Source organism: Bacillus sp. Je.9.29.b (assembly GCF_051129925.1).
Lineage (GTDB): Bacteria > Bacillota > Bacilli > Bacillales > Bacillaceae > Bacillus > Bacillus safensis.
In genome coordinates this window covers 147,233-162,233 of record NZ_JBCPSO010000001.1, presented here as the reverse complement: position 1 = coordinate 162,233, position 15,001 = coordinate 147,233, and the positions used below count along the sequence as shown (strand labels likewise).

The following is a 15,001-nucleotide window of genomic DNA, read 5'->3' as shown; positions in this document are numbered from 1 at the left end:
CATATCATAAACCATCATGAACTCAAAGGAGGCTGGCAATATCATGTATTACGGTTATTATGACTACTCGCCATATGACATGCGCCAAAACACAAGAATCATTTCAGATCTTGAAAAAGCAATCAATGGTGAATATTCTGCGATCCAATGCTACGAAAAACTTGCCCAAAGAGCAAAAACTCCTGAGGCAAAAAAAATCATTCAAGAAATACGCCAGGATGAAGTCAGACACTATCAACTATTTTCAAAGCTGTATTATTCTTTAACAGGTAAAAGCCACAAACCAAGCGTAACAGAACCTTGTCCAGATCAATTTAGAGAAGGACTTCTTTTCGCATTTAAAGATGAACAAAGAACGGTCGATTTTTACTTAACGATATCAGATTATGTCCGGGATCAAGGAACAAAAGAGCTGATGAAACGTATCGCTCAAGATGAACAGCAGCATGCTGTATGGTTTTTATATCTTATAACGCACCATGTGTCTTAGATAGTCCTATTTTAATAGGAGATCGTATGTTCCGTCAAAAAATGAAATCGGCTTTTTGTTCATTCAATCTATCAAATAAAATACTATTCTCAACAAATCCCTCATCTCTTTCACTTTTTCAAACGTGAAAACGACAATTTGATAAATAAAAAAACTCCTCTACCACAAATAGCAGAAGGAGTTTTTTTCATGATCGTTTAATGAAATTTTGCTTCATTGCTTTGCTGCTGATGTTTTAGCAACCCATCAATGGACAGCATCTTACTGCCGCTGAGTGTTAAATAAAGCGCCATGACAAGCAGCGATAGTTCAAATTCATAACCGCCAACAAATCCTTTAGAAAAACCAACCGTAATAATCGCCACAGCCATAATTGGTACAAATAATGCTGCGAAAATACGTGTTCCTAGACCTAAAATCAAGGCGATACCACCGACCAGCTCAATTGTCTTTACAATATAGGCCATAAATTCCGGTACACCGATTTGTCCAAAGAATGCCGCTGTTCCCCCCAGACCTCCTTGATATGCCTGAAGTCCGTGTAGAAAGAAGATAATACCTAAAATAACACGTACAAAAAGTGTTCCTATTTCTTGATTCGTTTTCATATAGTGATTTCCTCCTGTTTTTACACTACATAATGTAATGTTAATAAGTAAAAAAAATTAGTAATTTAGGTTAAGCATAATCATTAAGGCCACCATGAGAATGGTTGATGTGACAATGGGAATGATGGGTACATTGAAAGGAATATTGTATGTTGGATTTAAGATCTTCTGTATTCTTAAATTCAATGCCCGATCTCCAAAGGATACCGCAAACTTCGTTTGTTTTTGAAACTGCGTTCTCTTTTTAATCAGTTTCAAAAGGGCTTGCCCTACTCCAAGCTCAGTGCCTGTCTGCCGAATCGCATAGTCATCTGCGATCACTTCACGAAAAACGGAATAGCTTTGTCTCATATGCTTTAACACTGGAATGTACCAAATGACTTTTGTGAGCATTGAGAATGTGAAGGCCTTTAAAGGATCATAGCTGTATTTGTGGTGTAATTCATGATAAACAACAGCGTCAATCTCCTCTTCATCCAGCATGTCCATGAGAGACGTTGATAAGTAGACCTTTGGGTGAAGCATCCCCATGGCGAAAGCAAGCGGTTCATGACAATGAAACACAATGATGTCGTTTGCATATTTTTCAGATAAAGATTCGGTCGAGTGGTAATCGACTGCAAGCATCAGATTTTGCTTGAATTGAATGTACGTTTTGATTTGCTTCGTCATATAGAAAATCGCAAATCCCAGTGTATAGAGGACTAAAGCATCTAGAAAATATTTCAAAGGAGTGAATCCATAGAATTCGAGAACAGACTGGCATACATGAATGAGATTATATGCTTGATTCCAGCCAAAAAAGCTTGAAAGCACGTAATAACCCATCTGATAAAAAATCGTTAAACCAATCAATATACCGCCTAAAAACAGCAGGCTCGATTTCATTTTATTCATTTTGCTGCTCCTCTTTTTTGGATGCCAGCCTTGCTTCAAGCACTTTGAGTAATTCAGGGTCAGCACTTTCAATTGCATCCACCATATGATTCACTGCCAGTGGACCAAAATCGTCCATCAGCCCTTGGGTAATCCATTTTGTCTGCTCATTTAGAAATTCTTCTTTTGTTAAAATGGGATTATAAATAGATGAACGCCCTTTTGTTTTCTTCTCGACAATTCCCTTTTCGGTTAAGCGGTTCAGCACAGTCATCACCGTGTTGAAATTAATCGGCTTCTCATCTGACAGCTTCTGCTGCACTTCTTTAATCGGCATATCCTCACCTTGATAAAGGATCTCCATAATCCTTCCCTCTAAAGGACCGAAAAAGCGATTCAATCCCTTTTCATTATATTTAAAAGAAGGAATTTTCATGTCATCACCTCACACTAAGCATTGTAGTGTAATTGAAAATGATAGTCAACAGATAACCAAAATAGGGGAAAATCGTTGCATATTACCTTGCTTTTTGGTAAAAATTACGAACCTATTTATATCAATAGGCTATCCGATTCACGATAAGATAATCTTATGAAAATGGTAAAAAAATTCGTATTTTATTTATAGAGACTTTTGTATTATAGTGAAGATAACAACATTTCACTTACTGAACAAATTTATAGGAAGAAGGTTTACATGTGATGAAACAAGGAAACAGCCTTCGAACCGATCTCATTTTGATCGCGATAAGCGGTTTAGGTGGATTTCTTTTGTCTTTAACAGGAATGTCTATTGGCTGGATGGTCGGTACATTAATCACAGCTGCATTTATTGCCATGCGACGTCCCACCCTGTTTCAGCGTAAAGGAAACAACACCTTGCGTATTCACAGCAGATGGCTACTCCTTGGTCAATTCATTCTCGGAATCGAACTCGGACAGAAAATGAACATGAAAGTTCTTCATATTTTCGCTGAACATTGGCTCCCTGTGAGTTTCATGCTCGTTTTTTCTATTCTACTGGCGATGCTCTCTGGCTTTGCCTTATGGAAGCTGAGTAAAACAGATATGCTGACCAGCTTTGTCGGAACAGCACCAGGCGGTTTATCTGCTATGCCAGGGATTGCCCAAGAGGTTGGAGCAAATACAGCCGTTGTCAGTCTCGTACAAACAACACGTGTATTAATGGTGGTACTCACCATCCCATTTACGGTGTTCTATTTAAATACAAAAAATCCAGCGGATGCAGCTGCAACCGTGCAAGGGAGCGCCTTTTCATCCGGCGTTTTCACCCTGTCAAATATCTCGTGGACTGCTGCACTTATTTTAGGTGCCTGGCTTATGTCACGCCTCGCGGTTCGGCTTCATTTCCCTGCCCCTTGGCTGATTGGCAGCATGTTAGGAGTTGCAGCTCTTCAAGTAGGTGCAGGTGCGCTCATAGGTCATGATTTGATTCCTTACTGGCCAGCACAAGCGAATATCGCATCACAGGTATTTCTAGGTGCAACCATCGGGTCAAAAATGAATAAACAGATGTTTGTCGGGCTAAAAAACACGTTAATTGTGGCCGTCGTCAGCTCAGCTGGGCTGATTGCTGCAACGGTTCTCAGTTCAATTGCCATTGCAGAGGTCACAGGCATTTCTGTCATTACAGCCATTCTTGCCTTTTCGCCTGGCGGTATTGCAGAAATGGCAACAACAGCAGTCACACTCCATGAGGACTCAACCTTTGTAGTAGCTGTACAAGTCGTTAGAATCATTCTTGTCATTGCGATGCTGCCACCGTTTTTTCGATTCTTACATCATGTCTGGGCAAAAAGACATCCTGAATATAAAGCCGCAAAATAAAAAAAGAGACGCTTTGCATGTGCAGAGCGCCTCTTTTTTTATTCATCCTGATTTCTTTTGACACCAACTACTTGATCCTTTGATATCGTTCCAAAATGCCGGCTGTCGAAGCTATGTATTCGGTTATCTCCGATCACGAAGTAATGGTTTTTTTTGATTTTATTTTGCCCTGTGATGGCTTTCAGCTGAAAATCTCCTGTCAGGACATTCCCCATTTTATGTTTTTTCTGCTCTTTTAAATAGGGTTCTTTCCATTTTGCCCCATCGACAAATAACTGATCATCTACATACTTGATCGATTCTCCTGGGAGCCCAATGACTCGTTTGATCAAAATTTGATTTTTGGGTCCGTGAAATAACACATAATCAAACCGATTAATTTTCGTGAGTTTTGGCGAGAACTTGTTGATTAATAATTCTGTTCCATCTGTAAATGTAGGGTCCATACTAACCCCTTCTACTTTATACTTCACAAACATGAAATTCTTTACCTGGAACAATAAGACGATGCATGTAATAATCATCAACCATAGCAATGGCTTCTTTTTCATTAAGAGCCTCCTTTGTCCTCACGCTTGCTCATTCGAATATTCAACCTATTTTCTACTCTCTTTCCAACATACCATAATAAAACGATAACTAGAACCGCAAAAACACTTCTTAACGGATTCTTTACTAAAGCAGAAAGATCATAACCGATAAAACTAATGATAAAGAGCATGACACACTTACCAGCTAAAGCAGCTAATGAAAATTGCCACATGCTAATTCTTGATAAGCCTGCGACAACATTGACAGCTGCAGAAGGTGTAAAAGGAAAACAGAGTAAAATAAATAACGGACCAAATCCCCGCTTCTCTACCCAAAGCATCAATTTCTTAATGGAAGGGTGTCTGCTGATAAAGTTCAGCATTCTCATCTGTCCAAATTTTCTGATCAGTAAAAAGACAAGAATAGACCCTGCACTTGCACCGATCCAGGTTAATAAAAAGCCTTCCCAAAGGCCGAATGCATTTGCATTGGCCACCGCAAACGCCACAAGTGGTAAAAACGGAAGAAATGCTTCAATCAGAGGAAGCAATATAGCGACAATTGGTCCAAAGGCCTTGTAGCTTTCAAAAAATGATGTGATATTTTCATGAGTAAATAGAGAAAGAAATGATGTCAACTTGTTTGACTCCTTCAAGGTTTGTCTACATTTCATTTTACATGGAAAACATAAAAATATACAAATGAATCCCACTCGCCCCCCTTGAGATTGTTTGACTCATTCGATATAATAAATAAGAACATTTGTTCTATCCATAAAGAAAGCAGGCTTGGACATGACAAGACTAACAAGAATACAGCTTCAGATGATGGAACAGGCCATCTTTCTTCCAATGGTCATCTCCATCCTCAATCGTGACCTGACACACTTAAAACAACATCAAACATTTAAACTAAATGAACCATACATTCAGCTTGTGACCTCTGTGTTAAAGGAAGCACAGAAAGCACTTTACGAACTGAAGCAGCATTTACGTAAAGAAAATATGAAAGTACAGCAAATTGAACACGATGAAGGATTTACAACGTATCTATTTATCATAAATGGCTATGAAGAAAAGCATAAATACTTTAATCCGCGTATACGTCATCGAGTAGAGGAACTGCTGACTGCATATTTTCTGCATCAAGCAAATTAACTTCTTGCTGAAATGCGGCGTGGTACCCATGCAAAAAAAGCCTGCCGCTGCGGCAGGCTCCTTCTTATTTATGATAATTCAAGCTGTTTTCTCAGCTCTGTTCTAACTTCTTCTAATCCTGGTCCATCTAACTCAAAGTAATATACATTCCCAGGCTGATAATCATGGCCCTTTAGCTGAATCGTATCAACTGATTTCAATGAGCTCAGTAATGGAAAAAGACCGATGAACTGTTTCATGGAAAGGTTGGTTGAGACATTATCACCAAGCGTATCAATGATGTTGTCGTATGACGGGATCGAAGAAATCGATTTAGATTTTTCAAAGATGGCTTGAAGTGCTTCCATTTGGCGCTTTCCGCGCATGAGATCACTATCAGCCTTTCTCGTTCTCACAAAGGCCAAAGCTTCTTCGCCATTCAGTCTATGAGTGCCTGTTTGCACTTGAACTTTTCCCTTTGAATCCTTTTCCATCTGTTTTGCGATACCTTCATCTTTAATCGTTACGTCAATTCCATTTAGCTCATCCACAATGTCTTGAAACGCCTTAAAGTTCCCTGAAATCACATAGTCTACAGGAATGTTCAACAAATTTTCGACCGTTTTGACTGACAAATCTGCACTCCCAAACGCATGGGCGTGAGCAATTTTATCATATCCTCTTCCCGGTATATCTACATAAGAATCACGAGGAATACTGAGAAGCTTAATGGTTTTGTCTGTTCGGTTCACCGCCGCCAGTAAGACCGCATCACTTCTTGCTTCATCTACCGTTTCACCTGGACGGCTGTCAATTCCAAGCAGCAGCACCGAAAAGCTGTCCTTTCCTGGATCAAAAGCTTTCACACGCTTTTGCGAAGTGTCTCCTCTTTCTAATGATACTTGCGCCTTATTCGACGCTTTTGAAATTTTATAGTATGCGTATCCAGTCACGGACACTGCCATCACCATGACAAATGCCATGATAAACAGCACGGCTTTTACCCAAGGCCTTAGTCTTCTTTTTGATCTTTTTTCCTTCATCCTTTCCGAACCCTCACTCTATCTTAGTCTATCAATGTAGGTTCCACTATAACATATTTAGATGAAAGTTTCCTGCACGCAACATATTTTTATGAATCCACAATAAAAAAGCCGCTCAAGATGAGCAGCTTTCGTTCATTATTTTTGGCTAATACCTTGTTTTACTTCACCAATCATGGCAGATAATGATTCAAGCCCGCCGCCGGATAGATACCACATGTCAGAGTTCAAATACACCACATGGTTGTTTTTGACCGCTTTGACTGATTTCACATAATCATTCTCAACAAGCTGTTTCGCAGACGTTTCTTCTCCGATCGCTGCGCCTCGATCAACGACAAATAGATAGTCTGGGTTCGTTTTGACCATGTATTCATACGAAATGCTTTGACCGTGTTTATCAGATGGCTCAAGCTTTTGATCTGCCGGTGTGATACCAAACACATCGTGGATGAGACCGTATCTTGACTTAGGTCCGAACGCTGTCATTTTGCTGTCGTTCGCCATGATCACCAGCCCATTTTTCTTTAACTCTTTTGCTTCTTTCTTTAAAGCATCCACTTTTTGATCAATGGCTGCAAGTTCTTCTTTAACTTTGTCTTCTTTATCAAAAATCTTGCCTAAAGTTTTGGCATTCTTTTTAAATGATTCCATATAATTGGCATTGTCTACATCCATATAAATCGTAGGGGCAATATTAGAAAATTCATCGAATGCATCTGCTTGACGGTGCTGGATAATGATTAAATCCGGCTTAATTTCTGCAATTTTTTCAAAGTTCGGCTCTTTTAATCCGCCGACATTTTCATATTTGTCTCCTTCATATTTAGATAAATATTTAGGCACCGCTTGTTTCGGTAAAGCTGTTACATTCACACCTAGTTTGTCTAACGTATCAAGGCTTCCCATATCAAACACGACCACTTTTTTCGGGTTTTTCTTGATCTTTACACCATCTTTATTCAGCATGTCTTTTACCGTGACGGTTTCCCCTTTTGTGCCTTCAGTTTTCCCTTGGTTCCCGCAGGCAGCGAGTACCACGATTGCTATTAATATAGTCATCATCCAAGTCCATTTTTTCATACGTAATCACCTCTTCATTTTTTAAGAAAAATATAAGCAAATACGCTCACCGCGAATAACTTCAATCGGTATGCGCATGTCATAAATTTGTTCAAGTGCTTCTGTTTGAATCACGTCGTCCACTCCACCTTCTTTAATGACCTGTCCATCTTTTAAGGCGACGATATGATCGGAATACACAGAGGCAAAGTTAATATCATGAAGAACCACAACAATTGTTTTCCCAAGATCTTTCACGAGCTGCTGAAAGAGCTTCATCATCTCGACAGAATGATTCATATCCAAATTGTTTAAAGGCTCATCTAAGAAAATATAATCTGTATCCTGCGCCAGCACCATTGCAATAAAAGCTCTTTGTCTTTGTCCACCGCTCAGTTCATCTACATATTGATGCTGGATATCGGCAAGCTTCATGTATTGGAGGGACACATCAATCATCTTCTCATCCTCTTTTGTCAGATGACCCTGCGAGTAAGGGAAACGGCCAAAGCTGACAAGCTCCCGAACGGTCAGCCGCACATTCATATGATTGGCCTGCTTTAAAATACTCATCTTCTTTGCAAGTTCCTGCGGAGGGTATGCACTATATGGCTTGTCTTCTAAATAAGCTGCACCTGAGTCTGGCTGAATCAGCCGGCTCATGATGGATAAAAGCGTGCTTTTCCCCGCACCATTCGGACCAATGAGAGACGTCAGCTGTCCCTTTTTCACACTGATCGTTGTGTCGTGAAGCACTGTTTTTCCGTTATACGCCTTACTGACGCCCTTCATCAAGACCATGAACGACTCTCCTTTAACAGTAAATAAATAAAATACAGTCCGCCGACTAAATCAATCAACACACTAAGCGGCGTTTGAAAAGTAAATACCTTTTCTACAAGAAATTCCCCGCCTACAAGGGCAATCACACTAATAAAAAAAGAGCCTAATAGCAAGTATGTATGCCGGTATGTCCGAAAAAGCTCTCGTGCGACGTTTACGGCGAGTAAGCCGAGGAACGTAATTGGTCCGACAAGTGCTGTTGCGATAGACACAAGGACAGCTATCACGATCAGCATCTTTTTTGTGATGCTGTCATAGTCAATGCCTAGATTTACCGCATGCTCCTTACCAAGAGACATGACATCTAATTTGGAGCGGAATGTCCAAATGTAAACACACAGCGCCGCAAATAAAACAGAAGCAATCAGTAAGATGTCCGTGTTCATGTGATTAAAGCTTGCAAAGGATTTATCCTGTACGACCTGATATTCATTCGGATCGATCAGCATTTCCATAAACGAAGAAAGACTTTTGAACAATGTCCCAAACACAATTCCAACAAGCAGAAGCAAGAAAATGTGTTTATTTTTGCGTTTGAACATGACTGTATACAGCAGTACAGAAAATAGGATCATCAGCCCAACGCAAAGGAAAAAATTAAAATTCTTATTGACGATCATTAAATGAGTCGACCCAAACACATAAATAATCGCTGTTTGCAAAAACAAGTACAGTGCGTCTAAACCCAATATGCTCGGCGTTAAGATTCGATTGTTGGTCAAAGTTTGAAAGACAACAGATGAAAAGGCAATCGCGCCTCCCGTTAATGTCATCGCAAGCACTTTCTTTAAACGGCTTGGGACTGTGTACGGCCAGTACCCCATTTGAAAGGTAATAAAAATTACGATCAACACGGCTGCAATGGCTGCAATCAGATATAATATACGTTTCTTATGCATAGCGTTTCCTCCTTAATAACATGTACAGGAAGATCGCACTCCCGATGATGCCTACCATGAGCCCAACTGATATTTCATATGGATAAATGATCACCCTTCCGAGCACATCACAAATCAGAACAAAAATAGCTCCTAGTAAAGCTGTATGCGGGAGGCTTTTTTTCAAGTGATCGCCGCGGTAGATCGAAACAATATTCGGAATGATTAATCCAAGGAATGGCAGCATCCCGACAGTTAAAATGGTGACAGACGTAATCATTGAAACGATCACCAAACCAACTGCCATCACACGTTTATACGTTAAACCTAAGTTGACAGCAAAGCTCTCGCCCATGCCTGCCACTGTAAAGCGGTCAGCATATAAATACGCAATGATCAACAGTGGAACGCTCACATAAAGCAGTTCATAACGCCCTTGGACAATAAGAGAAAAATCCCCTTGAAGCCATGCGGATACGTTTTGGATCAAATCATATTTATAGGCTATAAACGTAGATATTGAACTGACAATCCCCCCAAACATTAAGCCGACTAATGGTACATAAATCGTATCGTTCACCTTGATATGCCGCAGGATTTTTAAGAAAAGAAGATTCCCAGCTAAAGTAAATAGAAACGCAATCCCCATTTTCATAAGCGGATTCGCATGTGTAAAAACAAGCATTGCTACTAAAATACCAAGCTTCGCCCAATCCATCGTTCCTGCAGTGGTTGGTGAAACAAATTTATTCCTCGTCATGCTTTGCATAATAAAGCCGCATAAACTCAGGCTCATACCAGCAAGCACAATACTCACGAGACGCGGGAGGCGGCTTGAAACTAACGTGTGCACTTGTTCATCTGTTAAATGAAACAGCTGTAAAATGGACAGATCCTGTACACCCACAAACAGAGATATACATGCCAAACATACAAATAACAAACTTAATTGATACAACTTCATACAGGTTTCTCACTTTCTATCAAGCTCTATCCGCCATAAATGATTATCATTATCAATTAAGCGACAGTTCATATATTATCACATCTAGTGAAATATTCAATAGCGGTATAAAAAAGGCGAAAACTCAAAAAAAAACAGCCTGCGGCAGCGGCTGCTTTTTACATCATGATTGAATATTCAATTGAAATTGTCCTTTCAATTCCTCTTCTGCTTCTTGAAATAACTGACGCAAGTTCTCAGCATAATCACCAAGAGCGTCTTTGCTCGTTTGAAAATTCACCCATGTCAGTTCTACTGGAAGAGTCACCTCTCCTGTCAAACAGTCCCAAAGGGCATCAAGGTTTTTCCCGTAATAGTCAGGAAGGTGTAAAACTGTTTTTAGCTGGTCATGAAGCTCTTCTTGCGACCTGCACGCTGCGCCATCAAGCTGCACTTTTTTCATGTTCATCTTCCCCTCTCTTGCCTATATTTTAAACGAATTGGAGGAGAAAGAGAAAGATGGACATCTTACTTTTGTTTCTGCCTGACACCTGAGATCAAGAGAATGAGGCAGGCAGCCAAAACGATCAAGAGAAAGAGGGTTAACACGATCTGAGTACCGTATATATCAGCAAAGAGTCCAACAAAAACACTCGGAATACCAAGTCCTAAATAGGCAAACAAGTAATACCCTGCAACGGCTCTAGCCGCCTCCTTTTTCCCTCGCTCAACAATGAGCTGAAGGCCACCTAAATAAGTAAATCCATAGCAGGCAGTACCCGCCAGCATCGTTCCGGCAAGCACAAGGAAAATAGATCCGCTGCTTGCACCGTATAGTAAGAGGCCATATCCGCATGGAAGACAGATAAACCCCAAAAGGAGCGCTGTGCTGCTATTCATCTTGCGCACAAAGGGCTGCATCAGGACACCTGCCATATTAATTAAAAAGAGCGCTGGCCCTACCCACAATTCATAACCATTTAGTTTAAGCTGTGCTGGCAAAATCGAAATGACAAGGCCGCACACCGACCATGCGATAGCAATGGCTGCATTCGCCGGCATTGTTCCTTTTGGAAATCTTGGCATGTTCATCATCGGTTTACCTGAATCTCCTTGGACAGGTGGCACGAAAAAGAAGACACCCACAATGGTTAAGATCAAAAAAGCCAGCACAATCCAATAGCTAAGCGGCGTGAGGGACACACGCTGAAAAGAAAGAAGTGCCGTAAAAAGAGCACCGCCCCCAAATCCAACCGAACTGCATAGTGCAATAAAAGTTGGAATCCAGCCTGACTTCTCTGGATATAAAGCAATCAAATATGCGGTGCATGTTCCAACACTAAGACCAAGTCCGACACCTTGCAAAAGCCGGGCAGCAAAGAGCATCTGTATGGAAGGGTGGACAATCATCAACAAGGTGGCACATAACGAAAAGCTAAGCGCAACCAATAAAATCGGTTTGCGTCCAACCCGGTCAGAAATGCCGCCAAGAAAAAGCAAAACTGGAATAAGTCCGAAGACATACGCGGCAAATACAAGTGCTGTTGCCGCCTTTCCGTACCCTGCGTGTTCTGCATACGCCGTATAAAGGGGCACTTGCAGATTCACAGCAATCGTAATCATAAAAAGACCAAGTAAAACGAAAATAAACGGGATGATGGATAAGTGTGCCGTTTCCTCTTTGGATGCTGGGATCATTTGACTCTCTCCTCTATGTCATTGCATATGAGAACAGTGTACACACTATTTGGCTTACTTCCTACATCCAAAAATGACACTATTGACCAGTCCATAATTCCGTGTCATCATCAACTTATGATGTGAAAACGAGAGAAGGTGCACGATGTATATTCATTTAGACCGTTCAAGCGCTACTCCGCTTTGGCAACAAATCGTGACTGAGATCATTCAAAAAATTCATACACAAAAACTGCATCCTGACGATCAGTTAACACCGACAAGAGTGTTAGCACAGGAGCTTAATGTATCAAGATCAACCGTACAGCTTGCCTATGATGAGCTGCTGGCAAGAGGTTACGTGAGCACATCTAGAAGAGGCGGTACCAAGGTCATTTCAAGCGATCAATATACAGCTTCCCCTCCCTATCAAAGTGAACCGCCTTTTTCACCTCCGATAAGACCTCACTTTGAAGAGGCCGAAAAACAAATGGATCATTGGCTGTCAGCCAATCAATTTCATGAGAAGCTTGATATTGATTTTCGTCATCAGGAGCCAGCCATCGATGCACACTTTCAAAACATATGGAAGCGCTCGCTCATGAAAGCATTACAGCGATTAGATATGAAGGATTGGGGCTATTCCTCACCGCATGGATTATGGGAAGTACGTTCAGAAATACGCCAATACTTATCTGTTGAACGCGGGATCGATGTAGAAGAAGATCAAATGGTGTTAACGGGTGGCACGCAACAAGCCATTGATTTGATTTCACAGGTATTGCTTAAAAAAGGTGATACAGTGGCTGTTGAAGATCCAGGTTTTCCTGGGGCAAGGCTGTCGTTTATGCATCGCGAAATGAACATTCACCCCGCACCAGTTGATGAAGAAGGAATGGTGGTGAACACATTGCCCCGGCGAACAAAACTGATTGCTGTGACGCCCTCCCATCAGCGTCCAACTGGAGTATGTATGAGTGTAAACAGAAGGCAGCAGCTGCTGAAGTTTGCTGTCAGCCATCAGTCTTATATATTAGAGGACGATTTTGATGGAGATTATCGTTACCATGGCGGGCCGCTCCCTTCCCTATTTTCAGAAGCACCCGAGCATGTGATTTACATCTTAAGCTTCTCAAAAGTGCTGGCACCTGGCATCCGCCTGGCTGCCATTGTCGGCTCCAAAGCAGTCATGAAAGAAATTGCCGCACTGCAATCACTCATTCAAAGGCAGCTGCCCATCATGGAACAAATCACACTCGCTTCTTTTTTCAAAGAAGGAGAATTCACACGATATGTCAGGCGAATGAGACAGCTGTATAAAAAAAGACAGGCAGCCATGATGGAAGCCCTTTTGACACATCACTTTGACAAACACTTCCGTATCTACGGAACCGATACGGGCCTTCATGTCTTTTTAGAAGGAGCGCAAGACTTTGATGAAAAAGGAACCATTGAGGCAGCAAAAGCAGCTGGCGTTGGCATTTATCCATTAAGTCCTTATTGTTTTGAAAGCAATCGAAAGGGATTACTGCTAGGATTCGCCTGTACGGACGAAAGCATGATTCAAGAGGGCGTTCGCCGTTTAAAGAAAATCCTTCACATCTAAAAAAGCCTGGAAGGTTTACTTCCAGGCTTTTTTAGGATGATTGCTGAATCTGACCTACTTCTTCAATAAATGCGGCTGTCTGCTGCAAGCCATCCTGAAAATGATGGGTAGCGGAAATAAACAGCTTTTCTTGATCGGGATGCTTCAAGAGCTTTTCCACCTTACTAATCCCTTTTTCAAATGAAGCAAGGCCTGTCTTTAATTGTTGATCGGCCTTTTGATAAGCGGCTGGAACTTCTTGATGATCAAGCCCTTTTTGAATCACACGATCAAATGCTTTCGTCGCTTCTGTCAATTTTTTATTTGTTTGGATCTTTCCATGTCCATCTGAGATAAACTGATCGGTCATCTTTTCATATGCTTCGTTTAACTCATCCATATAAGACTGAACCCATTGTTCATAAGCAGCTTCTTTTGCGTCTTGCTTTGAAGGCGATTGACCTGCTTGCTGACAGGCTGCTAGTAATGTCACTGTTAGGATAAATAGCAGCACCAAATGTGATTGTTTTTTCATACAGAGCCTCCATTTCTTTATCCCATTCGTTCATATCGGTCAAATATATGCATCCTTTACCACATAAGATTTCTTTTATTGTAACAGACAAGCTCGTGTCACTTCTGTGATTTATGAGTAAATGGATGAAAATATGTCTAAGGATTCACATTTCCCTGTCATTTCCCAATACAACCAATAGACGACGAGACATACGTATTTGGTTTCAATGAATTCATCTTTATGATGTAGCGGCGCCTTTTTGCATTGCATTCATGCTTGATAAGAAATCCAGCGGCTGTTCTGCCGCTGGATTTTGACTAATATCTGTTGCGAAGCTCCCTTAATATAAAATCGTATACGAGATTGAGCTGCTGTTCCTTTGGATACAGCATAAATTCTTGTTTCTTCGGAAGACCACCATCAAGACGATCTTGAAATTTCGTTCGGAGATATGCTGTCCGGTGCACCTGACTCTCAAATGATTTATATGAGACATCAAGTTTGACGGTTTGCTCATTTGTAAAGGTGACCACCGTGTCTCCGAGGGATGATTCTTGGAAGGTATGAATGTATTTGTGGGAGATCCAGCCGCACTGAGGACGGTTGGATGAATAGGTTGGGAAAAAATATAGATGATTGGATGAGTCAATCACAATTGGGGGTTTGTGAGAAATTCCTGTTACTTCGTATGTTCCCGCCTTTCTGCCTGCATAGCTTGAGCCGAAGAATCTGCAGCTGCGTTCAATAATTTGCAGGGGCTTTAATTCAACGTAAAAGCTTGTCTCTCTTTCTATGACTTTTGAATATACTCTTTTTCCTTCTTCAACTGGAAGGACCGCCATTGTTGTTTGATTAATGACGTATGAATCTAAAGGTGTTTCACTAATTCCTGACACTTCATTTCCTCCTGTGTTAATATTTGGTTATTTAAGATACTATTAATCTATCACCAACATATAAGAAA

At 40.9% G+C, this 15,001-nt stretch carries 18 protein-coding genes; 4 read left to right on the top strand and 14 right to left on the bottom strand.

The window, feature by feature from the left end; all coding sequences use genetic code 11:
* Window positions 1-43: 43 nt before the first annotated feature.
* The gene (locus AAZR19_RS00870; RefSeq protein WP_041110034.1) at window positions 44-490 is read left to right on the top strand and encodes a ferritin-like domain-containing protein; all 447 of its coding nucleotides are present in this window, start codon (window positions 44-46) and stop codon (window positions 488-490) included.
* Window positions 491-687: 197 nt separating this feature from the next.
* On the opposite strand, the gene AAZR19_RS00865 is transcribed toward AAZR19_RS00870, so the two are convergent.
* Genes AAZR19_RS00865 through AAZR19_RS00855 form a run of 3 tightly spaced genes read right to left on the bottom strand, consistent with a single transcriptional unit; the run spans window position 688 to window position 2,410 of the window.
* Window positions 688-1,098 carry a DoxX family protein gene (locus tag AAZR19_RS00865; protein WP_034282155.1) on the bottom strand — a complete coding sequence of 137 codons (411 nt, stop codon included), beginning with the start codon at window positions 1,096-1,098 and terminating at the stop codon, window positions 688-690.
* Between the two features lie 57 nt (window positions 1,099-1,155).
* Window positions 1,156-1,995 carry a M56 family metallopeptidase gene (locus tag AAZR19_RS00860; protein ID WP_034282157.1) on the bottom strand — a complete coding sequence of 280 codons (840 nt, stop codon included), beginning with the start codon at window positions 1,993-1,995 and terminating at the stop codon, window positions 1,156-1,158.
* On the bottom strand, window positions 1,988-2,410 hold the full coding sequence (locus AAZR19_RS00855) for a BlaI/MecI/CopY family transcriptional regulator (protein WP_024425495.1): 423 nt from the start codon (window positions 2,408-2,410) through the stop codon (window positions 1,988-1,990). Before AAZR19_RS00855 ends, AAZR19_RS00860 begins: the two co-directional genes overlap by 8 nt.
* A 266-nt stretch (window positions 2,411-2,676) precedes the next feature.
* Here AAZR19_RS00855 and AAZR19_RS00850 point away from each other — a divergent pair, with 266 nt between their 5' ends.
* Window positions 2,677-3,822 carry an AbrB family transcriptional regulator gene (locus AAZR19_RS00850; protein ID WP_151039543.1) on the top strand — a complete coding sequence of 382 codons (1,146 nt, stop codon included), beginning with the start codon at window positions 2,677-2,679 and terminating at the stop codon, window positions 3,820-3,822.
* A gap of 38 nt (window positions 3,823-3,860) precedes the next feature.
* Here AAZR19_RS00850 and lepB read toward each other — a convergent pair whose 3' ends face one another.
* Entirely contained in the window at window positions 3,861-4,373 is a 513-nt protein-coding gene (gene lepB / locus AAZR19_RS00845; protein ID WP_041110030.1) for a signal peptidase I, read from the bottom strand.
* A complete protein-coding gene (locus AAZR19_RS00840; protein WP_024425492.1) occupies window positions 4,373-4,990 on the bottom strand; it encodes a TVP38/TMEM64 family protein in 618 nt (205 codons plus the stop codon). Before AAZR19_RS00840 ends, lepB begins: the two co-directional genes overlap by 1 nt.
* Window positions 4,991-5,147: 157 nt before the next feature.
* On the opposite strand from AAZR19_RS00840, the gene AAZR19_RS00835 reads away from it, so the two are divergent.
* The gene (locus tag AAZR19_RS00835; RefSeq protein ID WP_041110028.1) at window positions 5,148-5,510 is read left to right on the top strand and encodes a hypothetical protein; all 363 of its coding nucleotides are present in this window, start codon (window positions 5,148-5,150) and stop codon (window positions 5,508-5,510) included.
* Window positions 5,511-5,578: 68 nt separating this feature from the next.
* On the opposite strand, the gene AAZR19_RS00830 is transcribed toward AAZR19_RS00835, so the two are convergent.
* The 7 genes from AAZR19_RS00830 to AAZR19_RS00800 all read right to left on the bottom strand — a co-directional run bounded on the left by AAZR19_RS00830 (window position 5,579) and on the right by AAZR19_RS00800 (window position 11,956).
* A complete protein-coding gene (locus AAZR19_RS00830; protein WP_041110026.1) occupies window positions 5,579-6,532 on the bottom strand; it encodes an LCP family protein in 954 nt (317 codons plus the stop codon).
* A gap of 138 nt (window positions 6,533-6,670) precedes the next feature.
* Window positions 6,671-7,615, bottom strand: a complete 945-nt coding sequence (locus tag AAZR19_RS00825; RefSeq protein ID WP_041110024.1) for a siderophore ABC transporter substrate-binding protein — start codon at window positions 7,613-7,615, stop codon at window positions 6,671-6,673.
* A 21-nt stretch (window positions 7,616-7,636) separates the two neighbouring features.
* Window positions 7,637-8,395 (bottom strand): iron ABC transporter ATP-binding protein, encoded by a 759-nt coding sequence (locus AAZR19_RS00820; RefSeq protein WP_041110022.1) that lies wholly within the window; start codon window positions 8,393-8,395, stop codon window positions 7,637-7,639.
* Window positions 8,386-9,336 carry an iron chelate uptake ABC transporter family permease subunit gene (locus AAZR19_RS00815; RefSeq protein ID WP_041110020.1) on the bottom strand — a complete coding sequence of 317 codons (951 nt, stop codon included), beginning with the start codon at window positions 9,334-9,336 and terminating at the stop codon, window positions 8,386-8,388. The genes AAZR19_RS00820 and AAZR19_RS00815 overlap by 10 nt, the downstream gene beginning before the upstream one ends.
* Window positions 9,329-10,279 carry an ABC transporter permease gene (locus tag AAZR19_RS00810; protein WP_041110018.1) on the bottom strand — a complete coding sequence of 317 codons (951 nt, stop codon included), beginning with the start codon at window positions 10,277-10,279 and terminating at the stop codon, window positions 9,329-9,331. The genes AAZR19_RS00815 and AAZR19_RS00810 overlap by 8 nt, the downstream gene beginning before the upstream one ends.
* A gap of 163 nt (window positions 10,280-10,442) precedes the next feature.
* Window positions 10,443-10,721, bottom strand: a complete 279-nt coding sequence (locus AAZR19_RS00805; protein ID WP_041110016.1) for a barstar family protein — start codon at window positions 10,719-10,721, stop codon at window positions 10,443-10,445.
* 65 nt (window positions 10,722-10,786) lie between these two features.
* Window positions 10,787-11,956: an MFS transporter gene (locus tag AAZR19_RS00800; protein ID WP_163115314.1), complete on the bottom strand. Its 1,170-nt coding sequence runs from the start codon at window positions 11,954-11,956 to the stop codon at window positions 10,787-10,789.
* 145 nt (window positions 11,957-12,101) lie between these two features.
* Between AAZR19_RS00800 and AAZR19_RS00795 the strand changes: the two genes are divergently transcribed.
* Window positions 12,102-13,541 carry a PLP-dependent aminotransferase family protein gene (locus tag AAZR19_RS00795; protein WP_163115315.1) on the top strand — a complete coding sequence of 480 codons (1,440 nt, stop codon included), beginning with the start codon at window positions 12,102-12,104 and terminating at the stop codon, window positions 13,539-13,541.
* 31 nt (window positions 13,542-13,572) lie between these two features.
* Here the strand turns inward: AAZR19_RS00795 and AAZR19_RS00790 are convergent, their stop codons facing one another.
* Window positions 13,573-14,055: a hypothetical protein gene (locus AAZR19_RS00790; RefSeq protein WP_163115316.1), complete on the bottom strand. Its 483-nt coding sequence runs from the start codon at window positions 14,053-14,055 to the stop codon at window positions 13,573-13,575.
* 299 nt (window positions 14,056-14,354) lie between these two features.
* The gene (locus AAZR19_RS00785) at window positions 14,355-14,933 is read right to left on the bottom strand and encodes a competence protein ComK (RefSeq protein ID WP_024425481.1); all 579 of its coding nucleotides are present in this window, start codon (window positions 14,931-14,933) and stop codon (window positions 14,355-14,357) included.
* Window positions 14,934-15,001 lie beyond the last annotated feature (68 nt).